Genomic DNA, 26,095 nt, shown 5'->3' with positions numbered 1-26,095 from the left:
GTTATACCACAGAAACAACGAAAATATCAACAGAAACCTTATAGTTTCTGTTTTTTTATTATCTTTCAAAAAAATTACCATGAAAAACATACTTATTGCCTGTTTTACCGCAATATTACTTACAGCCTGCCAAACAAAAAGTGACAAAATAAGAGACTTTGTAGATATGTACAACCGTTCATCTTCTATGATGACAAGCTATATGATAAAATCCACAAAAGCCATCGATTCCGGTCATGATGAAATTACGATTGAAGTGAATACATCAAGTCAGGCAGGAGATGAAATGGAAAGTGCACTCATTAAATCTTCTCTTCCCGAACTCATCGGGCAAGCTATTAAAAGCGAACCGGAAGGACAGGAACTTCTCAACAGCGGTGTAAAATTTAATATTAAAATTTATGGTATTGGTGCACACTTAATTGCAGATGAGGTTATTGACAATAAAAGTCTAAAAGGTGATGCTGCCAAAGAACTGAAATCGATCTCACAAGGAAATGCAGGAGCTTCTCAGCTAAATACTGTTCTTGAAGTTTTCAATAAAAATCTTCCTTCCGAAGACAAAGCAACAGGAATAAAAATTATGAGCATTAAAGCAGATGAGGAAAATAATATTGTATATACGGCACAAGTTCCCGACGATCTTAAAGAAATGCTAAAGACAGAAGGTTCTGAGCAGATTTTAAAAGATGAAATGTTGAGATCACCTCAAGTTCAGCAGATTTTTACTAAAACAGATGCTTTAGGAGTAAAAAATCTTAAATATCGATACACAGACGCAAAAGGAACAACAATAAAAGAAATTACCATTACCAAAGAAGACCTAAAATAATGAACGACAAACCGGTTTGGAAAACCATTTTAAGCGTCGCAGTTTGTTTACTGGCAGTTATAAGGCTTGCAATTACATGCAGTAAATCATCCGATAGATCTTCATATTCAGACACGAGCTATCAGAATACAAATTCTATTTTCGAGCGTTACGGTAATAATAGTAAGGATATTCAAGGAAATGACAGTAAATCGAATGATTTGTTTTACGAAAACTACGACAGTATCAACAAACTCAATGATGCACAAAAGGCAATTTTTCGTGTGGTAAAAGTGAAAAGCGATACTTTAGTTCCAATAGATATCACCTCAAAAATAAATGTTGAACCAAAAAGCTTTATTCAGAAAAATCATGATGATTCTCTTCAGATAGCAGTGAAACTTCCCGATAACACAAGCATATTTCTTCATTCTTACAGTTCAAAAGAAGATATTATGAACAACTTTAAAGCTGTAAAACAAAAAAGAAATATCGAGAATATAAAGGTAAAAGTTGATGATCCCGATTCCAAATTTGTAAGTTACACTTATCAATATAAAGGAAAAAAATATAATGGCTGTGCTTTGTTGGCGACAGAAAGCGGACAATTCACATCTTTTGAATTTGAAAACAGCAAACTTTCAAAAGAAGAACTTCAAGCCAAAGCAATCACTTTTATAACTCAAATATCGAAATAAATAAGATCCCGGATTGTTCGGGATTTTTTTTATTTTAAACCTAAAAGATACTTCCAATCACAACTCTTATTAATATCAATTAATAAAACTTTTCCAGGACAATAAATATTATTAATTTTGGCAAGTTTTCTATGAAAAGGATTTTACTGTTTATATTTTTTATCACATCTATTTTTGGTTATTCACAATCAAAAGTTACATCTATTGAAGGAGTTGTGATAGAAGATAAAAGCGATCCGAAAGCTTTGAAAATTCTCAACAAGGTCAATCAGCTATTCCACGAAAATTCTCCCAAAACACTGGATTCTTATTCTTACAAATCGTACGAAAAAATTTCATTGGATATCGATGAAGACAGCATTTCTCAGTTCAACAAGTTTTTTGAAGAAACGGGAATATTCAAAAAAAAGAGAGAAAAAGATTCACTGAACAACAAATCCGCAAGACAAATATTTTCAAAGAGCAAATTATTTCTTTGGGAAAGAGCCCAGGAATTTTTATACTCAAAAAAATACGGTGAAAAGATCAATATTCTAGACAATAGAATTTCAGGACTGAAACAGCCCATCTACGAAATGATTGCCCTGCAACAGAGCAACAGAGACAAACTTCCTGATCAACTGAAACAGGAAAACAGAGGTCTTTACAGATTCTTTTTGACTGACACGATAGAAATGGATGGAAGAAAAAATTTCGTCATTCGTTTCAGAGAGGTAAATTATAAAAAACCTGATAAGAAAAGGAAATACAACGGAGCGATTTATGTAGATACTGAAACTTTCGGAATTAAAAAAATCGAGAATTTCAGCAAAAACAAAAACGACGGAATCATTACAAGTACCTGGATCTACTTCAACAACAAGTGGTTTTTGGCTCATGAAACAGTAAAACTGAAGATGAGCAACATGGCGATGGAAGAAGAAGACAAAGAACATCCTGATGACAAAAGTGAGAAAAAAAAGAAACAGAGCTTTGGAACTTATGCCTTTTTAACTTCAAGATATTTTGATTACAAATCGCCTACAGAGAACAATAAAAGTGATTTCAACGGCTATACATTTTCTGTAAAAAATATTCAGGGAAAAACATTGGATCAATATCGTACCGATCCTTTGACAGAGCGTGAAAAGAATACTTATAAAACCATCGACAGCCTTGGAAAAAAATATAATATAGACCGTAAAGCAAAGGTTTTAAGTGGTTTATTATTGAATGGACAGATAAAAGTAGGTGTTGTGGATTTTGCAGTGGATGAAATTGTAAATTATAATTCGTACGAAGGTTTCAGAGTTGGTTTAAAAGCTAAACTTAATGAAAATTTCAGTCCTTATTTTTCACCGGATTATACATTTGCTTACGGCTTCAAAGATGATAAATGGAAATACAGAATCGGTCTGGATATAAAAACAACTTTGGAAAAAGACTCCTATTTCAGGGTTGATTATTACGATGATGTGACAGCTTCCGGAGAATTTTACAGAAGACTATGGAGTTTTAAAATGAGAACGGCAAACTATGGGAATAATTTGAATAATGACCGTTATTATCGCTACAAAGGAGCTTCCGTTTCTTACTTAAATGATGTCACAAACGGTTTGACGCTGGTTTTTGCAGCAAAAAGAAGTTTTGAAGAGGCTATGTTTGATTATTCTTTCAGAAACAGAGGTCCTGCTTTTGATAATTTCAACACATTATTTACGTTAAAATATTCTCCGAATTCTACAAATATCATGACGCCACAGGGAAAATCGCTGATCGATCAAAAATATCCTGAGGTGTACTTTAACTACGAACAGAGTTATAAATTTTTTGGCGGAGATTTTAATTATACCCGATTTGATGCGCTTTTTGTACACAATTTCAAATCATTATTCGGAACTACAGGCTTCAGATTGTATGGCGGAATGGTTTTCGGAGATGCGCCGATCTGGAAGAATTTCACAATGAACGGGCTTGCTTCGCCAAGAAGAGATTTTAATTTTAACCTCACTTCATTTCTTGGTTTTGCAACTTTGGAAGGAGGAAAATATTACAATGATCGATTTGTTGCCTATTATTTCACTCATAAAGTTCCTTTTTATTTTAAAAGTTTTGGGCAGAATATTTCAAGTTTTGACTTTGTGTTAAGAGGAACTGTTGGAAATATGAAGTATCCTGAATATCATCAGTTCAGATTCCGTCCGTTGAATCATTTGTATCAGGAAGTTGGCTTGGAGTGGAATAATTTCCTGTCAAGTTACTTCAATTTGGGATTATTTTACAGAGTCGGATATTATACAACTCCGAATTTTATGCAGAACTTTGCCATTCAGTTTAAATTAAAACTATTAGAATTTTAAAAATTAATAAACAATGCAAAAAATCGAAATAAAGGCAGATCAATTCTTCGAATTATTAAAACTAAAAGACACTTCGATGTGGGAAATTTTCGCTCAGATGATGGACGGAAATGAAAAAGAAATTATCTTTTTAGACAACGAAGATAAAATACTTTTCAACTACATTCTTCCGTCGGAAAAAGAAAAACTGGAAGAAGACAGAAAAGAATTTTCGAAACAGTTTGCCGATAAATTATCGAATATAAATTAATATAAAGTTGAGTTTTTGCTCAACTTTTTTTGTTCGTGTAATCAATAATGCTTCGAAAATCTCAGCATGACATTACTACAAATAAAAGGATTAGTATTAGAAAGTCATGCTGAGGTTCTCGAAGCATGCTGTAAAACAGATTCTTCCTTCGTCAGAATGACATTATTGTATAAATTAAACGATTATTTCAAAAACTCATCAACCGTTTTCTTGGCTTCTGCAACATCATGAACTCTCAGGATTCTTGCTCCCTGTTGTAAAACTTTCAAATGCAATTTTTGTGTTTCTTCATTAATATCTAACGGGGATTTTCCCAAAGGTTTATAGATAAAAGATTTTCTTGAAATTCCAATTAACAAAGGAAATTTTCCGAAACCTAAATATTTTACCTCATCGATCATTTTCATTTGATCTTCTACCATTTTTCCAAATCCGAAACCTGGATCAATGATAATATCATTCACTCCTTTTTCTAATAATTCAGTCGTTTTTTCAGAAAAATATTGATTTACCGAAAGAATAATATCTTCAAATTTTATTTTGTCATGCATTGTTTCGTATGAAGGATTTACGTGCATTAAAATATATGGAAGCTTTGTTTCTGCAGCTGTATCAAACATTTTATCATCATAATGACCTCCCGAAATATCATTAATAATATCTATTCCCTCATTAAAACCAAATTTCACCGTTTCAGAATAAAAAGTATCCAGAGAAATCAAGGCTTCCGGAAACTCTTTTTTAATTAAAGAAATCATATTCCCGATTCTATCAATCTCTTCCTTAGCGCTTAGAAATTCTGCATTTGGTCTTGTGGATTGTGGTCCAATATCAATAATTTCAGCTCCATCTTTCAACATTTTTTCAGTTTGTTCTAACGCGGATCTTTCATTGTTGAATTTTCCACCGTCAGAAAAAGAATCCGGAGTCAAATTCAGAATTCCCATGATTTTTGGAATCGTAAGATCGACTAATCTGCCGTTACAGTTCAATGAATGATTGATAGATGATAAATGATTTTGCATACCGCAAAAATACTAACTTCTCCCTAAAAAACTAAGCCCTGATTCCTGTTACCTAAAACCTAATTCGTATATTTGAAAGATTAAGAGAGTTTATGTCAAAAACATCAGTACAGTTCGAGAAAGTTATTGGTCAGTGCCGCGAATTATTCAGCAAAAAACTACAGGATTACGGAGCAGCATGGAGAGTTTTAAGACCAAGTTCGATTACGGATCAGATTTACATTAAAGTCAACAGAATCCGAACGTTACAAATGACCGATAAAAAAATGGTGGACGAAAGTGAGGAGGACGAATTCATCGCGATCGTAAACTACTCGATCATCGGACTGATTCAGCTTGAAAAAGGTTTTTCTAATGATTTTAACGAAAATAAAGAAGAGATTTTAAATCTTTACGATAAATATTCCACTGAAACTAAAAATTTAATGGAAAGAAAAAACCATGATTATGGCGAAGCTTGGAGAGATATGAGAATTTCTTCAATTACAGATCTTATTTATCAAAAGGTTTTAAGAACAAAACAAATTGAAGATAATCAAGGTGTTACTATCGTTTCAGAAGGTTTAGATGCCAATTATTTTGATATGCTGAATTATGCCGTTTTCTGTTTAATAAAATTCTCTGAAAAAGAAAATAACGTCGAATCCAAAACTATTTAAAATGATAAAAGGTTTATTACGTTTCCTAATTGCAATTATATTCATCCTTTCGGGCTTCGTAAAAGCTGTGGACTTGGTAGGTTTTTCCTTTAAAATGGAAGAATATTTTGCTCCGAATGTTTTTGACATGCCATTTTTTGAGAAATTTGCGTTACCACTTTCAGTATTTGTAGTGGTTTTAGAACTTCTTCTTGGATTTATGCTTTTGATTAAATTAAAACTTAAATTCACACTTTCAGCATTAATTGCGCTTTGTATCTTCTTTGGTTTCCTTACGTTTTATTCGGCTTATTTTAATGTAGTAACGGATTGCGGATGTTTTGGAGATGCTATTAAATTTACGCCTTGGCAAAGTTTCATTAAAGATATTGTGCTTTTGGTAGGATTAATCGTTGTATTTATCCTTTACAGAAAAGACTTTAAGAAAAAAGACGCTTACAGCTACAGTTCTAAAAAAGAAACGGGAAATAAATTTAAATATATTTTATTGGCGATATTTTCTATCGGAATGATCTTGGTAGGAGCTCATGGAATCGTTCACGAACCGCTTATCGATTTCCGTGATTATAAAATCGGAACAGATCTTAAAGCTGAGAAAGCAAAAATCAATAAAAATCCATCAGAATACAAAACGTTCTATTCTCTTAAAAATTCAAAAACGGGAGAAGTTTTAAAAATAAATCAGGACGATTATATTAAAGAAACAAAATATTGGGCAGAAGGTTCACCCTGGAAAATCGAGGAAGGAAAAAACGAATCTGTTTTAATAAAAGAAGGGTACAAATCTGAAATTGCAAAATTCAAAATCGAAGATCCGACAGGATTGGAGGTAACGGAAGAAATTATTACTGCTCCTAAAGCAATCCTGGTTTTCTCTTATCAGCCGAAGGAAGTTTCCCCCGAATTAATGAAACAGCTTGAAGCTAAAGTTAAAACACAAGGAGCGAATGTTATCTATGGAGTTTCAACACTTCCTAATACATTTAAAACCATTAAAAATACAATGATGGACGGAACTGCCATTAAAACAATTGCGAGAAGTAATCCGTTTGTTTTAATTTTACAAAACGGAAAAATTGTAGACAAACAGCCTGCAAAAGACTACCTGAAATAACAAAATTGTGAATGTTGAATTGTCAATTTTTAACAATCAACCTTCGACTATAAACTATCAACAAACTATACATTTATATAATGCAAAAATCAAATAAATCGATTGCCGGTTACCATCTATTGATGATTCTTTCTTCTGTAGACGGAGAATTTGCTCCTGAAGAAGGAATGCTTGTTCAGCAATATTTAGCGGATGAATTTCCTTTTAAAGTGGATTTGGATAATGAACTTGAAGTAATCGCTTTGCTTCAGCCGGAAGAATGGAAAGGTCATTTTGAATTCCACGCTAGCTGTTTCTTAGACGATTCTACGGAAGAGGAACGCAAAAGTTTTATTCAATTTGCAAAAACATTAATTAAAGCGGATAATAAAGTAACTGATGAAGAACATACTTTCTACACGCTTTTAAAAAACCTTTGGAATATTTAATTAATTGAGAAATTAGATATTAGAAGTTAGAAATTAGTCTAAAACTTACTGTAATTCTAACTTCTAATGTCTAACCTCTAACTTCTAAATAAAAATCTATGAGAAGAAAAATAGTTGCAGGAAACTGGAAAATGAACAAAAATGTAATTGACGCTCAACAATTAATGGTTCAATTACTTAGCTATAAAAATAATAATGCTACGAATTGTGAAGTTTGGATCGCTCCTCCATCTTTATATTTAATGATGGCGAAAGATATTTTCGAAAAAGACGAAATCGGAATATTTTCTCAGGACATAAGCGAGCACGAAAGCGGAGCTTATACAGGAGAAATTTCTGTAGACATGCTGGAATCCATCGATGCAACAGGTTCGTTAATAGGACACTCTGAAAGAAGACAATATCATGGTGAAACAGATTCTCACTGTAACAGAAAAGTAAAATTGGCTTTAGATAAAGGTTTAATTCCTGTTTACTGTAACGGAGAAACTTTAGAGCAAAGAAAAGCAGGACAGCATTTTGAGGTAGTGAAAAACCAGACTGAAGTTGCTCTTTTCACTCTTTCTGCAGAAGAAATCAAAAAAGTAGTGATCGCTTATGAACCAGTTTGGGCAATTGGAACAGGTGAAACTGCAACTCCTGAACAGGCTCAGGAAATTCACGCTCACATCAGAAGCATCATCGCTGCAAAATATGGACAAGAGGTTGCTGACGAAGTTTCTATCCTTTATGGAGGTTCTGTAAAACCTGATAATGCCAAAGAAATTTTCTCTCAGCCTGATATTGACGGTGGTTTGATCGGAGGAGCAGCTTTAAAACTGGAAGATTTCTCTAAAATAATTGAAGGATTTAATTAATCTGAATTAAAATATTTCATATAAAGATCGTCAGTTTGACGGTCTTTTTTCATGTTTAAAAGAAAAAAAAAGCGGAGATTTAATAACAAAATCACCGCTTTTTATAAATCTGATTACTTGAATATCAACTTTATCAAAACTTGTAATAATAGATAATAATTGTTGCTTATTTGAAGGCAAATAATATTGTTCCGCTAATAATTAATAAAGCTCCGATTGCTGTTTTTAAAGTCAACGTTTCTTTGAAAAACAGTACCGCAAAAATTATGGCTATGGCGACACTCAATTTATCAACTGCTGCAACCTGCGAAACCTTCCCGATTTGTAAAGCCTTAAAATAAAACAGCCACGACAATCCCGTTGCAACTCCTGATAACACAAGAAAAATAATATTAAATCTGGATAATGAACCAATGTCTTTGGCTTCACCTTTTATAAACACAATGCTCCACACCAAGATCAGAATAATAATAGTTCTGATTCCTGTCGCCAGATTAGAATTAATATTAGACACTCCTATTTTAGCAAAAATTGCCGTAAATGCTGCAAATAAAGCCGATAATAAAGCATAATAGAACCACATTTTTATTATTTAAAAGTTTTTAACAAGACCTATTCCTACTGTTTTATTTTGGTAATAAGGCATTACCATCGTTGCTGTATTTTTGTTTTTACCGCTTAATAAATTATTAATTTTAGGATATAACCAATATGCCAATTCTGTTGAAAGAATCCCAAAACCTGCACCGCCGACAACGTCTCCTACCCAATGTTTATCATTCAGCATTCTGTAAATTCCTGTGAAAATTGCGAGAGAATATCCCGAAATTCCCAACAGAAAATTCGTGTCCTTATATTCCCTGAACATAAACTGAGCGGAAGCAAAAGCTATTGCCGTATGTCCCGACGGAAAAGAAAGATTATTAGATTGATCCGGTCTTTCCTCTTTTACAATGTGTTTTAAAGGAACTACGATTGCAGAGGTGATCAACATGGATGTTCCGTAAATAATAGATCTGTCTCTAAAATTATGTTTTCCTTCTACACCCACAGCATTTAAACCATAAACCAAAACTGCAGGTGCAAATTGGGTATAGTTATCAAGTCTTATGTGATCGGGTTTGTGTTCATTAATTTCATCTCTGGTTGAGAAATTCAGTTGTTTTAAGCCTTTTACACTTAAGCTTGCAACTCCGTATCCTATAAATGCAGTGGGAATAATTAATTTTTTATAATTCAGCGTATTTTTTTCTGTGCTTACTCTAACTGCGCTGTCTTTTTTAGTTTCCTGAACCTGAATGGTATCATTATTTTGAGCTTTTCCGAAGACTGATGCTAAAATGAAAAGACCAACTACAGCTTTATGACGATAATTTGACATTTCTTTTTGGGGTATTAAAATTTGTTGGAATAATTCATGAGCCGGAAATTAACCTCTTTAAATTTTGCGAGGACATTTTGCCCATACTCTGTAAAATATTGATGATTTCTAAAAAAATCACTATTCTCCATCTTCCATTCTTCATCGGTGAAAATGAGCCCAAGGTATTTTTCGAACTCCAGTCTTAAAGCTTTTTCATATTTAGGGTAATTGGTTTTTGTTAAATGAAACATATCTGCATCGCACATCACCTGATCGGTTAAGCATGTTGGACGTTGAGGATATTTTGTAGATTCGATGCAGTTTGAAACAGTTTCAATAAAATCTTTTTCGCATCCGAAATTTTCTAAGAAATTCCCTGCTATTTTCTTACTTTCTTCCTCATGACCGACATATCTATTCGCATATCCGCAGTCATGAAACCATGCAGCAACCTGTACAGCATACAGTTCTTTTTCGGAAAGATGGGTTTGAAGACCAATTTCGCGCACTGCACCAACAACATCATAGGTATGACCGATATTGTGAAATGTAAGCTGATCCGAAAGATTCTTTGAAAGAAATAATATTACATAATTGCTTACAGCTTCTATTAAATTATTCATGACCGTCGTATTTTAAAACTTGTAATTGTATCCTAGTCTGATTATCTGCATTTCCTAACAATCATCACTTGTGTAGACAAATCTATTTTTTTGGATTTTTCTTGAAAAGCGATAATCTGATTCTATTCATTACATTTAATTTTTATACAATAATCAGTAATGATTTAGAAGAAATTTAGAATTTTGAAAATCAGACATAGCGATTGAACAAAAAAAATGGAAGCTTCTAAAATTTAGTAGCCTCCACTAATAATCAATCCTCTTAAATACTTAATAAGGCATCACCACCATCTATTTCTGCTTCATAATTTACAGTACCGTCGGCTTTTACAATCTTTGCTGCTTCTTTAATTTTTCCCAGTTTATTTTTTGTTATGTAAACCGGAATTTTTAATGGAAGCTCATTAACCTTAATTTCAGTTTCTCTTTCTTCCAAAATTCCCTGAGCATTATATAAAACACTCATCTCTTGTCCTTTATATTTAAAAGAACCTTCATACTTTCCGTTTTCATTTTCCCATTCTGCTTTTACATTCGGATAAGCTTTTTGAAATGCTTTTTCTACAATTTCCGGCACTTCTGTACCTTCTTCCTTGTCGTTCTTCTCTTGCGAATATGCTAAAGAACCAATACACATTGCTGCCATTACTAAAATTATTTTTTTCATTTTTAAATATGATTTTTAATTAACATGGTAAAGCTGCAAACCAAATCTGTAGAGATGCTGAATTTTTGGAGTACAAGTAAAAATTATTCAAAATAAATTGTAAAAAAATGCTTTTGATCTTTAAAATCGTAAGTGATTTTGTAATTATATAAGAAACATATCTTTTTACATATCTCCAATCCTAATCCAAGGCTTCGATTATCGTTCGATTGCTTCTTGAAACGTTGAAACAATTCCCCTTCATTCAATCTTCCTGTATTTTGCTGTGTTTCATTGCTTACACAAACCGATTTATTCGAGATTTCGATATTTATCTGTTGATTATCGTCTGTATATTTAAATGCATTAGACAACAGATTTCCAAATAAAATATCAATAAGGATTGGATTTGCCGTAATTTCTATTTCATCTGCAAGAATCTTATTTACCTCATGATTTTTTATAATTTGTCTCGTCTTATATTGTCTTATAAGGTTGTGAAATGTACTGTTGACATTTATCTTTTCTGTATTCGGAAACTGATTATTTTCAATTTTTGTTAACAGCAATAAAGTTTTATTAATCCTCTGCATCTTTTTTCCGGACGAAAATATTTCCTCTATTAATTCTGCCTGTTCCTCAGAAATGGGATTTGTCTGCATCAATAATTCCAGATTACTATGGAAAACGGCAATTGGTGTCTGCAACTCGTGTGAGGCATTTTCAGTAAACTCTTTTTGAGCTTTATACAACTTTTCATTTCTATGTATCAACTCGCTTATTGAATTTCGTAAATCTTTAAATTCAACAATTTTGCTGGGCATAAAACTTAGTGTATCAGAAGAATCAACCCGATAATTCTTCATTTTTTCGACAATATCATTAAAGGGCAGCCAAATCTTTTTGGATATAAAAAAATTGATGAGTCCTAAACCTACGATCAGCACGAATATAAAAACAAACTGAAGCAGCAATATGTTTTGAAGAAGATCTTCATCTTCGATCATCGATTTCTGAATACGAATTTTGTAATTATTCCCATTTACAGTAATATTGGAAATTAAAACGCGATGCATCACAACTTCTTGGTCAGCTTTAACAAAAATAGGTTCGTCGGAAAATAAATCTGATATTTTTGAACTATTCGAAGGAACAACTGTAATATTATTTTCAAAAGACATAAAATTTTTTGGAGAAACCGTGTGCAACCTTTGCTCGATCCAGTTTTTCTGTTGTTTCATTTCTTCATCCAAACCCCTTAATAATAAGCGTTGTAATGACAAATAAAATAATGGAATTGCGATAATTGATATGATTGCAGAGTAAATAATATACCTTTTGGAAATATAATGGATCAGCTTCATGACGGATTAAATTTCAAATTTATAGCCCATTCCGTATACCGATTTCAAGTAATCATTACAACCTGATTTGGTAAGTTTCTTCTTCATATTTTTGATGTGTGCATATATAAAGTCATAATTATCATATAGATATATTTCTTCACCCGACAAATGTTCTGCAATGGCAGCTTTGGAAAGTACCCGATTTTTATTTACTGAAAAATACAATAAGAGATCGTATTCAGTTCTTGTTAAATCAACAGAAGCATTATTAACTGTGACTATTTTCGCCAATGTATCAATCGTAATTTCATTATGAATCAGAATATTATCCCCATTGAATCTCCTTCTGCGGATTACTGCGGCGATTCTGGCACTAAGCTCTGACAAATGAAAAGGTTTCGGCAGATAATCATCCGCTCCCAATTTCAGTCCCTCAATTTTATCTTCAATTGAATTTTTTGCAGAAATAATGATTACTCCTTCCGTTTTATTATTTTCTTTTAAAAGTTTTAAAACTGATAAACCATTTCCATCGGGCAACGAAATATCCAAAAGAACACAATCGTAATCATAAGAATCTGCCTTTTCGATGGCTTCATTAAAATTATGGGCAACTTCACACAGATAATTTTCAGAATTTAAATAGCTTACAATGCTTTTACTTAAAGCCAATTCATCTTCAATAATAAGTATTTTCATATTTTTATTTTATTTTTTTATTATTGAAGGATATTTTTGGATTATTCAAATAAAAATATCCTGTGGCAAACAGAAGAATACACCCGAGAATAAAACCTCCCAAAACATCGGTAAACCAGTGAGCTCCTAAGTAAACTCTCGATACTGCACCCAAAAATATCATTGCAAGGCAAGTTATTATGAGCGTTATTTTTATTTTTAAATTCAATTTGGTTGTATTTATTGCCATGAGAATTAAAGAACCAAAGAAAACTGTGTAAAATAAGACATGCCCGCTGGGAAAACTTTGATATTTGGTGTCTTCAAGCAATGTCACAAGCTTTGCCTATGGGCGTGGTCTGTTGATTATTACTTTGAAAAACAATCCTATTGCACCTGAGAATAAGGTGCATATTATTAAAACTGCCTGTCTTTTATAGTGTAATAAAAATAAAATGATCGAAAAAGAAACCACTATTATTCCGGACACAGATGTTCTTCCAAACCAACTCACCCAGATCATAAAATGATTCAATCCTGAACTTTGATTTTCCTGTATTTCCTTTGAAATATGTATATCCAGATATTGAGGAGGTTCTGTTATGACATATAAGCTCAAAAATAGAAATATCATGATAAGCACTGTAAAAATGCCATACACAAATGGTATTATTTCCTTAGATTGAAAAGAAATTGATTTCATATTAAAGATTTTATATCAACAAAATAAAAACCTGATTCTGAATAAATTCTGAATATTTCTTATCGTCAACCCCATTATAATTATTAATGTATACTTTTATTTAAAATGTATTTTGCTCAATAATGTCGGCAAAACAATTAGTAAAAGCGGCAATGCAACAATAAACCCGCCAATAACAGCAATGGCTAAAGGTTGATGCATTTGTGCTCCCGTTCCGATTCCCAATGCTAAAGGCATTAAGGCGATAATTGCTCCCAAAGCGGTCATTAATTTTGGACGAAGTCTTGTGCTGATGGCATAAATCACAGCTTCCTCTTTGGTTTTCGTCGCTAAACTTTCGTGGAATTGCAGGTAGGTGAAAATGGCGTTTTCTCCTATGATTCCGACCATCATAATGAGTCCTGTATAACTTCCGACATTCAGAGGTGTATTTGTGAAATACAATAATAAAATCCCTCCTGAAAGTCCTAAAACCGAAACAAATAAGATAATAAAAGCAACTAAAACATTTCTGAACAAAAACAGCATCACCGAAAAAACCAATAAGCTGGAAACAACCAGAATAATTAATAATTCTTTAAACGATTGTTGCTGTTCTGCATATGCACCGCCGTACACCACAGAATATCCGCTTGGCAGTTTTATTTTCTGATTGATCTGCTTCTGAATTTCCTGAATTGTTCCGCCCAGATTTCCATTATCAAGTCTTGCCGTTACAATTCCCAACGTCTGCAAATCTTCTCTGTTGACTTCGGCTGAACCTGTTACTACACTTACGGTTGCAAATTCACTCAAAAGTTTTAAAGTTCCGTTGGGTAAAGCAATCATACTGTTGTTGATGTCGCTTAAAGACTGATTACTTTTTTCGTTGTACAATAATCGAATCGGCGTATATTGGACATTATCAAAAATATTTCCGGCTACATTTCCATCTAAATTTGCCTGCAACTGATTCTGAAAATCGGGTAACGAAATATTGTATTGCGCTAAAACAGGTAGTTTCGGAGTAACAACCATCGATGGTCCTGCAATTACAATTCCGTCGAATACATCGGCTGTTCCGTTGACTTTCTCCACAATTCCGGCTATTTTCTGAGAATAATCTTCAATGACTTTCTGGTCGGTTCCGAAAACTTTAATTTCAATAGGCTGAACACTGCTCATCAAATCTCCGAGCATATCGGTAATCACCTGTCCGAAATCTACAGTCAACGGCAAACCTGAAGCATCAATTTTCGCCCGGATATCGTCGGTAACTTCATTCGTCGTTTTGCTTCTGTTTTTCTTTAACTGAATTAAATAATCACCCCGGTTTGGTTCCGTAATGAAAAATCCCATCTGAGTCCCTGTTCTTCGGCTGTATGCTGCAACTTCCGGTGTTGAAGTGATAATTTTCTCGACTTCTTTCAATTCTCTGTCGGTTTCTTCGAGTGAAGTTCCCGGAGGAGAATTGTAATCTAAAACAATACTTCCTTCATCCATATCAGGCAAAAATCCGGTACTGATATTGGGAAGAATAATTGCTGTCGCAATAATCAACACTACAATAAAACCATAACTGAATAAAGGTTTTCTAATAAAAAATCCTACCCATTTTCTTTCTTTTACATCGTGATGCTGGAGATTTTTTTCTTTTTTCTTCCCTGATGACAATAATAAATAAACGATGGGTAATAAGATCCATGTTGCAAAAAATGAACAGATCAACGTGATAATCATCGTGTCTGTCATGACTTTAAAATAAGCTCCTGCAATACCGCTCATCAACATAAAAGGCAAGAAAATCACAATCGTACTGAGCGAAGAACCAACCATTGCTTTTAACAGATAATTAATGGCTTTTTGCACCAGCGTTTTTGAAGACTCTTCGGGATGTTCCTCATGCGTTCTGTGAATTTGTTCAACCACAACAATGGCATCATCAATGATTAATCCTATCGCAGCGGCAATTGCTCCCAAAGTCATAATATTAAACGTCTGTCCCATCGTATAAAGGACAAGCATTGTAAGACTTAATGTAATCGGAATTGTGATTAAAATAACCGCACTCGCCTTCCATGAACGAAGGAAAATAATCGCCACGATAATTGCTAAAACCAACCCTATCCATAAAGCATCAGTAACACTTTTAATGGAATCGTTTACAAAATCTGCCTGAACATAATAAGGTTTTAAGATAATATCTTTGGGTAAGGCTTTTTGCAGTTCCGCAATTTTTGCTTCCATCGCTTTGCTTAAATCTACCACATTCGCATTGGGTTGCTGGATAATAGCAATCAGAATACTTTCCTGTCCGTTAGCATTTACCTTTATATATTGTTTGGCATTATGAACATTGATTTGAGCAATATCACTCAACAAAACGATTCGGTTGCCGTTATTGCTTACTACCAGATTTTTAAGCTGACTTTCATTGCGAATCTGAGCATCGGTAAGGGTTAAATATAAATATCTGAAATCTGAGGAATAACCATTAGATTTAATAAAATTACTATTATTAATCGCCTGTTGTACCGATGCGGGCGTAACACCCAATCTCGCCATCATCGCCTGATTCATTACCACACGAAATTCTTTGTCCTGTCCTCCGATAATTCTCACTTCACTCACTCCCGCAACCTGTGAAAGAAAAGGTTTGATGGTATAAAGCGCCAACTGTTTCAGTTCAATCGGATCTTTTGAAGTCGAATTTAACGAATATCCCATGACCGGAAGAATCGACGGATTCATTTTTTCAACGGAAATATTGATGTCGGGTGGTAATTGGTTTCGAACTTCATTCACACTGCTTTCAATCTGCTGTTTGGCTAAATCTACATTCACATTCCAATCCATAAAAGCGGAAATTTCGCAGCTTCCCCGGCTGGTGGTACTTTTTAAAACCTGTAAATCGGGAACTCTTTTCACAGCATCTTCCAAGACTTTAGTGACACCGACTGTCATTTGATTGACAGGCTGTTGTCCTGCATCGGCTATGATTTTTATTTTCGGAAAAGTAATCTGAGGAAATAAAGCCGATTGAATTTTGGTATAAGAATAAATTCCGCTCGCCAGAATCAGGAAAATCAATACCAGCAAAGGACTTTTATAGGTTACAAAAAATGATTTTTTCATTTGTAGTTGTATATTTTTTAAAATTGCCAAATAGAATTCGCCAAAGTAAATTTTGTTATCAGTTGACGAGATTTCGATGGCTCATTTCATGAGATTAAGGTTTTTGTATTTTCACAGTTGCAGTATCACTCAATCCGAAATTTCCTGAGATAATTACTCGGTCTTTCGTTGTCAAATTCCCTGATTTTATCTGGATATATTTATCGGTTTCAACTCCTTTTGTGATCTCTGTTTTTACGGCTGTCGTATCATTGATTAATTTCATCACCCAAAAGGAAGATTGTGTTTCATCACTTACTACCGCCATTTTAGGAACGGAAAGTCCATAAGCTGAAGTTTTGGAAAAGCTAATCGTACCAATCAGATTTTCAGGAATATTGTTATTGGGAACTTGTAAAAGCACTTTCACGGTTTGGGAAACTGCATCAACAGAAGGCATCACTTTTGCGATTCTTCCCTGCAAAACCGTATTGTCGGGTAAAGTAATCGGTAAAGAACCTTTACTTTTGATGATTTGGAGGTATTCGTAAGGAACATCAACTACAAAACCGAAACTGCTTGCATCTGTAATGTTTGCCAAAACTTCCCCATCCTGAACATAATCTCCAATCTGATGATTCAGCATTGCGACGTAACCTGTTGCAGGACTTACTACCGTCGTTGCGCCATTAAAACGGAAAGATTTATCCAATTTATTGATGGTATTTCCTAATGCTCTTGCTTCTTTGGTCTGTAAACCGAAAAGTACCGAACCTTTACCAACACGATCGGCTAGTTTGATAGTCATTTTTGTGATATAACCATTGCTGTTGGCTTTTACATCAGATTTTAACAGGTAAGTTGCTGTTGCATTCAGCGTAATCATATTATTGAGTTGAGCTGTATCAGAAGGATAAGCTACAGTAACTAATGTTTTGAGCTTTGCATCTGATGCAGTAACGTCTGCAGGAGCCGAATCAGCAGTTTTCTTACAACTGAAAACAACTATAGAAACTATAATGAGGGTGATTATTTTTCTCATAATTTATTGAATGATTAAATATTGCATTTGATTTTTCAGGTTGAATAATGTTGTATTGTACTGAATGATATTTCCTTTAAGACTCAGTAAATTATTAATGGATAAAATAAAATCCACCATTCTTACATCCCCTGTCGGAAGCTGTTTTGCATTGGCTTCAACCAAAGTTTTTGCATAAGTAATTTGCTGATTGGCAGTATTAATCATTTTATCATATTGATCCATTTGGTTATTAATCTGAAGAATCTGTTGTTGATATTGTCTTTGGGTTTGTTCGAGATATTTCTTTCGAGTATCAAGTGATAATTGATTTTGCTGCAACAGCATTTTTTTCTGATGACCATCGTAAATAGGGATCGTTACGCCAACTCCCACACTCATTCCGAAATTTTTGTAAGGAGTTAATGCAAATGAAGACTGGTAACCACTATCTGAAAAAGCTGTGATTTTAGGTTTATAATCGTATTGGATTATTTTGGCGTCATTTTTCAACTTTAAACTGTCTGCCTGAAAAGCTTTTGCGTACATACTTTCATCAAAAGAAGTTGGATTCAATGTTTCAATAAAAGAAGGTTTTTCTACAGGTTCAAAAGTATCATCAACGATTCCTGACAGATATTTTAACAGCGAATAATTATTTTGCCAGTCGGCTTTTTGCTGTTCTAAGGTTAATTCATTTTGTTGAAGGGTAACTTTAAAAGTAAGGTAATCCGTTTGTTTAAAAACCGCAGATTGGGTAAGCTTTTTCAAAACAACATCTTCCTGATTGAGTAAATGAATGATTTCTTTACTTAAATTATACTGTTGCTGACTTGCGTAAGTGGCAATATATTGATCGGTAATCTGTTTTTTCAGCGTTTGAAGGCTTATATTTTTCTGCGCTAAAACCTGCGAAATACTTGCATTGATTCCGGCAAGTCTTGTATTTAAATTATTTCGGCTGATAAATTCTTTGGCAACACGAACACCTGCGAAAAGAGATTGTCCGTTTGTAAGAGCACTGTCGTATCCCCAACCTTTTACATTGGGAGAGTAACCCGCACTTCCTTCTCCGGTAATGATAAATCCATAAGTTGCTTTTAGTTTTAAACTGTCAATTTTATTGGAAATAACCTGATTGTTGTAATCGTTTAAAAGCGGACTGTTGGATTGAGCCGTCGCAAGAAAATAAGACAAAGTATTGGACTGCGCATTTATTTTAAAACAACTGAAAAACAGCATCGAAAACAATAAACTACGAATGAGATATGTACGTAAAGTATCCATAATCTGTTAATTATGCTGTAAAGATTAGATGTGATTTTGTAGAAATTCTGAATTATTCGCAATAGACAAAAAATAGTTATCAATTGATGAACTATTCAATCTGATCGATGATCTGTAACAATTTGGAAGAAAGTCTGGAGGAATTTTGAATAAAAACTGAATCTAGATAATTTATAAAAAAAGACTGATATTGCATCAGTCTTTTTTATTATCAATTTATCTTTTGGAATAACTTCGCTTAAGTATACTTTTTTAGTATTTGTCTTCCAAAAAGTTCTTCAGAATATTTATTTATTATATTCCTCATCGCTCACAGCTTGCAGCCAAACCGCAGAACCTTTATCATTATTGGTCACTGCAATCTGGACAAAATAACTATCGTCACTTGCTCCGTGCCAATGTTCAACATTTGCGGGACACTTGATAACGTCACCTTTGTAAAGTATTTTTTTTGACTGCCCCTTTTCCTGATAATATCCTATTCCATCAGTAACTAAAAGAATTTGTCCGGCAGGATGTAAATGCCATTTTGTCCTTGCTTCAGGTTCGAAAGTTACATTACCTATTGCTGTTGGATTTTCTTTATCGTGTGTTGTCAGCATTTTGAGATAAGCCGTTCCTGTAAAATTATCGTTATTGATTTTTTCACCTTTATCAAAAACAGTCTCTGCGTCCACACTATATTTCTTTTGGATTTGCGCAAAGCTATTATTTAGTGTAAAAATGAAAATAAATAAAAATTTCGTGTATGTCATTAAACAGAATTTTGATTTACAAAGATTTTGAATAGAATTGTAATAATTTATCAACTGCCTGATTTACATATTCTGGTTTCCAATAGGTTTCAATGTGTGTTGCGCCATCGATAAGAAATAATTCTTTATTTTTTGAGTTGGTCGCCTTAGGAAAGGCTTCTTCGGTCATATAAAGTGTTTGTGCTTTACTTCCTGCTATCATTAATAAAGGCTGTTCGATCAAATCCAGATTATCTGTCGCATCCCAAGTCATTAAATCTAACAGACTGCTTGTTGTATATTTTCCAAAAGAATTGGGATGTGCGTGCGTTTTGCTGTAATAAATATAACCTTCTCTGTAAAAATCAAACGGAATTTTCGCAATTTCTTCATCGGTCAAAGGCTTTGCATTTCCTCCGATATATAAAACCTTTCCACCTGCAGCTTCCTGAGTACGTGCGTCCGATGCCTGCTTTAATCTTTCCTGAATCGTAGAAACCTGTGAATTTAAAAATCCATTTCTACGCACCAATCCGGAATTAAACATACTTATCGTTGCCACAACTTTGAATCTTTTGTCTGACTCTGCCGTTTTCAGTGAGTAGCCACCGCCACCACAAATTCCTAACAAAGCTAATTTTGAAGGATCAACCCCTTTGTACTGCAAAATATAATCTGCCATTCCGTGAATATCTTCGATCCGGTTTGCCGGAATATCTATATATCTCGGTGTACCGCCACTTCCTCCCTGATAAGCCGCATCGGCAGTTATCGTGATGAAACCTTGTTCAGCTAAACGTTGTGCATATAATCCTGCCGTTTGTTCTTTCACACCTCCATTTGGATGAGCAATTACGACAGTCGGATATTTTTTGGTTGCATCGTAATTCGGTGGCGTGTAAACATTGGCAACAATATTTATATTTTTGATTTTATAAGTAACGGGATGAATATTCACTTTTCCCGGTATATTTTCCGTAATAGCACCTTCGTAAACGAGTGTAAAAGGATTGGTTTCGTATTTTGGTTTTTCTGTATTTTCCATTTTTTTTGTTGTTGATTTTTGATTTTTTAAAGTTTGAGCATTGGTTGTAATCGTCCATGCTCCTGTTATTAAGGTAAATGCTGAAACTATTATATTTTTCATATGATATATTTTATATTTAATGTGTGCTTTCAAGGACTTTTTTTAAAACTAAACCAGTTGCACCGCTTTTTTGTTTACTTATGGTTGTCGAAATAACTTTGATAAACTCTTCTAATTGTTTTTGTGACCAACCTACATTGAGTGAAATTCCTAAATGTCCCTGAAGCATCGGCTCTGCATTGCCAATGGCAGCGATTACCGAAATAGTGACCAATTCTCTTTGAGCATAAGTCAATACATCTCGTTCAAAAATATCTGCGAATAAATGTTCTTTTAAAAAAGTATCAATTGTTGGTGCAAAAGCCGAATAACCGGAAAGCTTATCTGGCTGTGGTATTCCTGTGAGTTTCCCTAATATTTTTTTACCTCTTTCGTATTTACTGTTTTCACTTGCAATTGGGGAAGATTCGGCTCCTTGTTTATCGGTTATTCCTTTTGCTTTTCTTTCTTCAAGAACTTCCATAAAAGTCTGCAACCCTCTGATGCTTCTCGGAAAACCGCAATAAGCATAGGAATGTATTATTATTTCTTTTATTTCATTTATGGTTAATCCCGCTTCAAGACCTTTATTTAGTTCCGTTTTTAGATTTGTCAGTTTCCCTTGCGCTGTGTAAGACGAAATAGTAATTATGCTTTTATCTTTTATACTTAATTGTTCATTTGATGTTATCATTTCTTGTGCTTTTAGAAGATTATTAAACAGCGAAATGCTAATCATTACTGTTATAAAACTTAGAAATTTTAGTTGCCTCATTATATTTTTCAATTAATTATCCAAGCCTTTTTCCTGAAGCCATTTGTTAATAATCGTTGCTATTTCCTGATTATTAAGATCAGACATTATGAAATGTGTATTTCCTTTAATCCCGATTTCAGGGAGATGTATAATGGTAACATCACCTCCGTGATTGTTCACTACTTTTGCCCATTGCTTTGCTGTAGCCAATACGCTGCGCCAAAAATTGAGTGATGCAGCCTTGGTTTCTTCTTTCGGAATATAATCACCAAAATAAACCACGATAGGAATTTTTGTGAGCTTCATAAATTCTTCCATGGGAATGCCTTTTCCACCACGATTTCCTTCCGGCACCTCGCCCTCCGGAAAAGTAAAACCTCCCGCCTCAATAGCCACAATAGCTTTTACCTTATTGCTTTTTATTGCAGTCTTCCAGCCCGGAGAACCACCCGCTGAATGTGTAAAAAGAATTCCGTCTCCTGATTTATCAAAAATGGCAGACATCGAATTGACAATTGTTTCTTCATCAATATTTCCTGTATTTGGTGTCATCATCCTAAAGAAATTATCTAATGATTTTTCATCTTTCGGAAATTGAACACCTTCATTAAAATTCGGATATAAACCAATACGAAACTGAGTAAACCAAGTCTGATCATCCGGAATTGCCGTAATCTGAGCCGGCTTGGTAGTTTGTCCTGCATCGCCACGACCTGGCTGATCAACAAGATAAATACCATATCCTTTTCTTAGAAAAATATCTGCAAAACCTTCTCTACCATCGGCTGTAGTCTGCCAACTGCGACGGGATTGTCCATAACCATGCAAGAATACCATTGATTTCCGTTTATGATTTACAGGAATCTGATACCATACATCTGCGTGGTCGCCGTGGCGAGTTTGTCCGCCCTGCGGTTCATTCCAAGGTTTTAATGCATCGAAAGTGCCATCACTTTTAATTACAGTTCCGCCTGCAGAAAATGTTCCCTGCTTTTCAATTATCAAAGGGGGTTGCTTTTTCATATTTTGAGAAAAAGCATAACTTGAGGCGAGCGTAAATAATAAGACGGCTAAGCAATATCTTTTATATTTCATAATTATTTTTTATAATCTGTAATTTGATACTGCAAATTTCCGACGTAAAACAGATTGTGAATGTATACCAATCACTGAATTACTAACCAATATCACCGATTAGGATCTGCGAAGTTAAAAACCTATTAATGAATTAAGTAGATTTGTACCTGTTTAAGTAAAAAAGAATGTAATGGAGGATATCATTAATTTTAACAATATAAAACAATACAATGCATTTAATAATCAGGAAACGCTTCATCCATTAGTCAGTGTTGTAGATCTGGATAAAGCTGATCCGCGACAGGGGCGTCGTCTGCGTTATGAATTTTATACTGTTTTCTTAAAGAAAATCCACTGTGGAGATCTGCGTTACGGCTTGAATAATTATGATTATGAAGAAGGCACCTTGATATTCTTGGCACCGGGACAAATTATTGGCAGCTACAGCGAAGATTATTATCAGCCTCAGGGAATTGCATTGGTTTTTCACCCCGATTTGATTACAGGAACTTCTTTAGCTAAAAACATCCACGATTATCAGTTTTTTTCTTACGCAGTAAACGAAGCATTGCATTTGTCGGAACAGGAAAGAATCATCATAATGGACTGCATTAGTAAAATTGAATATGAACTGAAACATTCTATCGATAAACACAGCAAGCAATTAATTGTATCAAATATCGAGTTATTTCTGAACTACTGTACCCGATTTTATGACCGCCAGTTTATCACAAGAGATAATGCTAACAAAGGAATTTTAGAAAAATTCGAAGATTTTCTGAATTCTTATTTCTTATCTGACAAACCTTTACATAAAGGTCTTCCATCTGTGTCATCCTGTGCCGAAGAATTGCATTTGTCCACCAATTATTTTGGAGATTTAATTAAAAAAGAAACCGGTAAAACCGCTCAGGAATATATACAAGCAAAAGTAATTGAGGTTGCCAAAGAAAGAATTTTTGACGCCGATAAATCTCTCAGTGAAATCGCTTACGAACTGGGCTTTAAGTATCCTCAGCACTTTTCCAGACTTTTTAAGCAAAAAACTGGCGTAGCGCCTAATGAATACAGGAATTTGAATTAAAAATAAACAGCTATTTTCCAAGCTGTTTATTTTTTACTATAAATTGAAAATAAATAATCTATCTTTTGATAACAATTATCTATTGAATATCCACTATATACATAGTTCCTTTATCCTGTTTTCCTGTTTTTGGAAGAATTTTTGTTTTTGGGTTTCCGTTTCCGTCATCTGCAACCCCGAAATCATCATCATTGAAAACGGCAAGCTTGTTATTTCCTAAATAAACAATTCCTTCAAACTTGTCGTGTTCATAACCAATTTTAGCAACTAAGTCAACAGCTAAAGTTTTAGAAACCGGAGTAATTCCCGCTGCGCTCAATTCAGCCCAGGTAGATTGTTCAAGCGTTTTTCCGTTGATTTTCATTCCGTCAACTGCAGTTAAATCTGTTCCTGAAACGTCAGAAGCTCCCGAAAGATTGATTCTGTAAACTTTTTTAAGTCCACCAACAGAACCGAAATTTCCATCTCTTTCGATCACCAAAAACTCAGTATTGCTAATTGGTGTAATATCACAAACAGAATCAGAAGCTCCTCCATCCTGTTTATATAAATACTGCTTCGTCTGTCCCGTTGCCAAATCAAAAGTTACAATTCTTGTTAAAGTTGTATTTGTTGCCAAAGCTTTTGAAGGTACATACATTGTTGATTGTATCGTACCAACTAACATTTTTCCGTCTGGTGTCATACACATTCCTTCCATTCCACGATTTGGTCTTCTTTTCGCGAAAACGGCGGGCAATTTTCTTGTTCCCGTATTCACTCCAATCGGACTGATTCTTTCCATTTCAACTCCATCTGCATTGTAATGAACGATATGAGGACCGTACTCATCAGAAACCCAGAAAGTTCCGTCTAAAGCTGCAACGATACTTTCACTGTCTAATCCGTAATTATCTGTACCTAAAACATTTCCGTTTGCATCGTAAGCAATTTCTCCTGTACTTCCCATTCCCGCTGGATTTGGAAGACCTGTAATTGGCTGTCCTGAAGGATTTTTAAGTTTGATATATTTAATTACTTCAATATTTCCGTCTGCATTAATTTTGAAATGCATAATTGTCGGTGTAAAATTGGGAACCAGGATTTTAATTCCATTTGAATAGGCTACATTCGGACCACGATCTGTGATTACATAAAATTCTCCTTTTCTGGTTGGATGCGCCGTTGCTCCTGAACCGAAACCTCCATTGATAACATTTACTCCATTTAAAGTCATTAAGCTTGAGAATGGAAATTCCTGTGGAAGTTTAGAATAATTGATATCCTGATTGCTTGTGTTATCATCACTATTACAAGCCGTCAAAGAAATGAAAGCAAGTACAGGTAATAAGAATTTTTTCATGTTTACTTTTATTGGATGCGAAAGTAAATATTGATTGTAAACTTATCTTGAATGCAATGATAATTGTATTTTAAATTTAATTCAACAAAAAAGACTTAGATAAAATCTAAGCCTTTATATATTATCAATTTTATGTAAAAATTATAAAGTTTGTTCTTCATGTTTTCCTTCCTTGATTTCCTCAACCATTTTGGCATTAAAAGCCGGAAGATCTTTTGGAGTACGGCTTGTTACCAAACCATGATCAACAACAACCTCACTATCTTCCCAGTTTGCGCCTGCATTTTTCAAATCTTTGCTGATGGAATTTACTGAAGTCATATTTTTCCCCTCAACAACTTCTGCATTGATCAAGATCTGAGGTCCATGACAAATTGCCGCTACAGGTTTCTGCTGTTGAAAAAAAGCTCTTACAAATGATAAGGCACTTTCATTGGTTCTCAATTGATCCGGATTGATAACTCCACCCGGTAAAACCAAAGCATCATAGTCCGAAGCATGAACCTCATCTAAAGTTTTATCAACATCATATTCTTTTCCCCAGTCTTTTTCTGCCCAAGCTTTTATCGTTCCAGATTCCGGACTTACGATATGTGCTGTCCAGCCTTGCTGTTCTAAATGTTCTTTTGGTGATTTTAATTCGCTTTCTTCGAAGCCGTTTGTAGCTAAAATTGCGATTTTCTTTGACATAATTTTATGATTTAAGTGTTGTGACTTCTTAAGTAGAAAAATAATGCCGTTTTTGTTTTTAAAGTTGATAAAATTTGTTAAATATTATTTTTTGATTAATAATTTAAACTAAAAAGATGCTTTGATGATGGTTATGACTAAATTTAATATTACATACTAAAATCCTAGCCCGGATTGCAGCAATTGTTTGAGCTCATTTTCTCAGGATTTCGGTTTCGGCGAGCCAAAGGCTCGCCGAAACCGAAATCCTGAGAAAATAGCGAGTACGGAAAGCCGGAAAAAGCTCCTAAAAAATTATAAATCATGACTGATAAATTGTAAAGGATTTTTTATTCGCATTTTTC

Annotated in this window: 27 protein-coding genes; 9 read left to right on the top strand and 18 right to left on the bottom strand. The window is 34.0% G+C overall.

Annotated features, from left to right (window positions below):
- Positions 1-79 precede the first annotated feature (79 nt).
- The 4 genes from ABD940_RS21390 (at position 80) to ABD940_RS21375 (ending at position 4,098) form a co-directional block, all read left to right on the top strand.
- Positions 80-832 (top strand): hypothetical protein, encoded by a 753-nt coding sequence (locus ABD940_RS21390; RefSeq protein WP_345208360.1) that lies wholly within the window; start codon positions 80-82, stop codon positions 830-832.
- Positions 832-1,509, top strand: coding sequence for a hypothetical protein (locus tag ABD940_RS21385; protein WP_345208358.1), 678 nt, complete (start codon positions 832-834; stop codon positions 1,507-1,509). The genes ABD940_RS21390 and ABD940_RS21385 overlap by 1 nt, the downstream gene beginning before the upstream one ends.
- A 131-nt stretch (positions 1,510-1,640) precedes the next feature.
- On the top strand, positions 1,641-3,848 hold the full coding sequence (locus ABD940_RS21380; RefSeq protein WP_345208356.1) for a hypothetical protein: 2,208 nt from the start codon (positions 1,641-1,643) through the stop codon (positions 3,846-3,848).
- A 13-nt stretch (positions 3,849-3,861) separates the two neighbouring features.
- Positions 3,862-4,098: a hypothetical protein gene (locus ABD940_RS21375; RefSeq protein ID WP_345208354.1), complete on the top strand. Its 237-nt coding sequence runs from the start codon at positions 3,862-3,864 to the stop codon at positions 4,096-4,098.
- Between the two features lie 182 nt (positions 4,099-4,280).
- On the opposite strand, the gene folP is transcribed toward ABD940_RS21375, so the two are convergent.
- Positions 4,281-5,123 (bottom strand): dihydropteroate synthase, encoded by an 843-nt coding sequence (gene folP / locus ABD940_RS21370; RefSeq protein ID WP_345208352.1) that lies wholly within the window; start codon positions 5,121-5,123, stop codon positions 4,281-4,283.
- A 92-nt stretch (positions 5,124-5,215) separates the two neighbouring features.
- On the opposite strand from folP, the gene ABD940_RS21365 reads away from it, so the two are divergent.
- The 4 genes from ABD940_RS21365 to tpiA all read left to right on the top strand — a co-directional run bounded on the left by ABD940_RS21365 (position 5,216) and on the right by tpiA (position 8,181).
- Entirely contained in the window at positions 5,216-5,782 is a 567-nt protein-coding gene (locus tag ABD940_RS21365) for a DUF1599 domain-containing protein (RefSeq protein WP_345208349.1), read from the top strand.
- A 1-nt stretch (position 5,783) separates the two neighbouring features.
- The gene (locus ABD940_RS21360; protein ID WP_345208345.1) at positions 5,784-6,896 is read left to right on the top strand and encodes a BT_3928 family protein; all 1,113 of its coding nucleotides are present in this window, start codon (positions 5,784-5,786) and stop codon (positions 6,894-6,896) included.
- Positions 6,897-6,976: 80 nt separating this feature from the next.
- A complete protein-coding gene (locus ABD940_RS21355; RefSeq protein WP_345208343.1) occupies positions 6,977-7,324 on the top strand; it encodes a tellurite resistance TerB family protein in 348 nt (115 codons plus the stop codon).
- Between the two features lie 98 nt (positions 7,325-7,422).
- Complete coding sequence (tpiA, locus tag ABD940_RS21350) at positions 7,423-8,181, top strand: triose-phosphate isomerase (protein WP_345208341.1); 759 nt, start codon at positions 7,423-7,425, stop codon at positions 8,179-8,181.
- 166 nt (positions 8,182-8,347) lie between these two features.
- Here the strand turns inward: tpiA and ABD940_RS21345 are convergent, their stop codons facing one another.
- From ABD940_RS21345 to ABD940_RS21275, 15 genes are all read right to left on the bottom strand, one after another.
- A complete protein-coding gene (locus tag ABD940_RS21345; RefSeq protein ID WP_345208339.1) occupies positions 8,348-8,764 on the bottom strand; it encodes an EamA family transporter in 417 nt (138 codons plus the stop codon).
- Positions 8,765-8,773: 9 nt separating this feature from the next.
- The gene (locus ABD940_RS21340; RefSeq protein ID WP_345208337.1) at positions 8,774-9,562 is read right to left on the bottom strand and encodes a phosphatase PAP2 family protein; all 789 of its coding nucleotides are present in this window, start codon (positions 9,560-9,562) and stop codon (positions 8,774-8,776) included.
- A 14-nt stretch (positions 9,563-9,576) separates the two neighbouring features.
- Positions 9,577-10,167 carry an HD domain-containing protein gene (locus tag ABD940_RS21335; RefSeq protein WP_345208335.1) on the bottom strand — a complete coding sequence of 197 codons (591 nt, stop codon included), beginning with the start codon at positions 10,165-10,167 and terminating at the stop codon, positions 9,577-9,579.
- A gap of 262 nt (positions 10,168-10,429) precedes the next feature.
- Positions 10,430-10,834: a hypothetical protein gene (locus ABD940_RS21330; protein WP_345208333.1), complete on the bottom strand. Its 405-nt coding sequence runs from the start codon at positions 10,832-10,834 to the stop codon at positions 10,430-10,432.
- Positions 10,835-10,917: 83 nt separating this feature from the next.
- Positions 10,918-12,177 (bottom strand): PorY family sensor histidine kinase, encoded by a 1,260-nt coding sequence (porY, locus tag ABD940_RS21325; protein WP_486303708.1) that lies wholly within the window; start codon positions 12,175-12,177, stop codon positions 10,918-10,920.
- A 6-nt stretch (positions 12,178-12,183) separates the two neighbouring features.
- Complete coding sequence (locus ABD940_RS21320; RefSeq protein WP_345208329.1) at positions 12,184-12,858, bottom strand: response regulator transcription factor; 675 nt, start codon at positions 12,856-12,858, stop codon at positions 12,184-12,186.
- Between the two features lie 4 nt (positions 12,859-12,862).
- Entirely contained in the window at positions 12,863-13,174 is a 312-nt protein-coding gene (locus ABD940_RS21315) for a phosphatase PAP2 family protein (protein ID WP_345208327.1), read from the bottom strand.
- A gap of 9 nt (positions 13,175-13,183) precedes the next feature.
- Positions 13,184-13,471: a hypothetical protein gene (locus ABD940_RS21310; protein ID WP_345208325.1), complete on the bottom strand. Its 288-nt coding sequence runs from the start codon at positions 13,469-13,471 to the stop codon at positions 13,184-13,186.
- A gap of 165 nt (positions 13,472-13,636) precedes the next feature.
- The gene (locus ABD940_RS21305) at positions 13,637-16,654 is read right to left on the bottom strand and encodes an efflux RND transporter permease subunit (RefSeq protein WP_345208323.1); all 3,018 of its coding nucleotides are present in this window, start codon (positions 16,652-16,654) and stop codon (positions 13,637-13,639) included.
- 94 nt (positions 16,655-16,748) lie between these two features.
- On the bottom strand, positions 16,749-17,675 hold the full coding sequence (locus tag ABD940_RS21300) for an efflux RND transporter periplasmic adaptor subunit (RefSeq protein WP_345208321.1): 927 nt from the start codon (positions 17,673-17,675) through the stop codon (positions 16,749-16,751).
- A gap of 3 nt (positions 17,676-17,678) precedes the next feature.
- Positions 17,679-18,941, bottom strand: a complete 1,263-nt coding sequence (locus ABD940_RS21295; RefSeq protein ID WP_345208319.1) for a TolC family protein — start codon at positions 18,939-18,941, stop codon at positions 17,679-17,681.
- A 287-nt stretch (positions 18,942-19,228) separates the two neighbouring features.
- Positions 19,229-19,618, bottom strand: a complete 390-nt coding sequence (locus ABD940_RS21290; RefSeq protein WP_345208317.1) for a cupin domain-containing protein — start codon at positions 19,616-19,618, stop codon at positions 19,229-19,231.
- A 94-nt stretch (positions 19,619-19,712) separates the two neighbouring features.
- Positions 19,713-20,822, bottom strand: coding sequence for an alpha/beta hydrolase (locus tag ABD940_RS21285; protein WP_345208315.1), 1,110 nt, complete (start codon positions 20,820-20,822; stop codon positions 19,713-19,715).
- Between the two features lie 16 nt (positions 20,823-20,838).
- Positions 20,839-21,495, bottom strand: a complete 657-nt coding sequence (locus tag ABD940_RS21280) for a carboxymuconolactone decarboxylase family protein (protein WP_345208313.1) — start codon at positions 21,493-21,495, stop codon at positions 20,839-20,841.
- Positions 21,496-21,588: 93 nt separating this feature from the next.
- Complete coding sequence (locus tag ABD940_RS21275; protein WP_345208311.1) at positions 21,589-22,581, bottom strand: alpha/beta hydrolase; 993 nt, start codon at positions 22,579-22,581, stop codon at positions 21,589-21,591.
- 244 nt (positions 22,582-22,825) lie between these two features.
- On the opposite strand from ABD940_RS21275, the gene ABD940_RS21270 reads away from it, so the two are divergent.
- On the top strand, positions 22,826-23,719 hold the full coding sequence (locus tag ABD940_RS21270) for a helix-turn-helix domain-containing protein (RefSeq protein ID WP_345208309.1): 894 nt from the start codon (positions 22,826-22,828) through the stop codon (positions 23,717-23,719).
- A 79-nt stretch (positions 23,720-23,798) separates the two neighbouring features.
- Here the strand turns inward: ABD940_RS21270 and ABD940_RS21265 are convergent, their stop codons facing one another.
- Together ABD940_RS21265 and ABD940_RS21260 are read right to left on the bottom strand one after the other, a co-directional pair.
- Positions 23,799-25,061 carry an esterase-like activity of phytase family protein gene (locus ABD940_RS21265; protein ID WP_345208307.1) on the bottom strand — a complete coding sequence of 421 codons (1,263 nt, stop codon included), beginning with the start codon at positions 25,059-25,061 and terminating at the stop codon, positions 23,799-23,801.
- Between the two features lie 141 nt (positions 25,062-25,202).
- Positions 25,203-25,751, bottom strand: coding sequence for a type 1 glutamine amidotransferase domain-containing protein (locus ABD940_RS21260; protein WP_345208305.1), 549 nt, complete (start codon positions 25,749-25,751; stop codon positions 25,203-25,205).
- Positions 25,752-26,095: the final 344 nt, after the last annotated feature.

The sequence above is a fragment of the Chryseobacterium ginsengisoli genome (assembly GCF_039542325.1).
GTDB lineage: Bacteria > Bacteroidota > Bacteroidia > Flavobacteriales > Weeksellaceae > Chryseobacterium > Chryseobacterium ginsengisoli.
The sequence above is the reverse complement of the archived record's forward strand: the minus strand, read 5'-3'. Positions and strand labels throughout refer to the sequence as shown.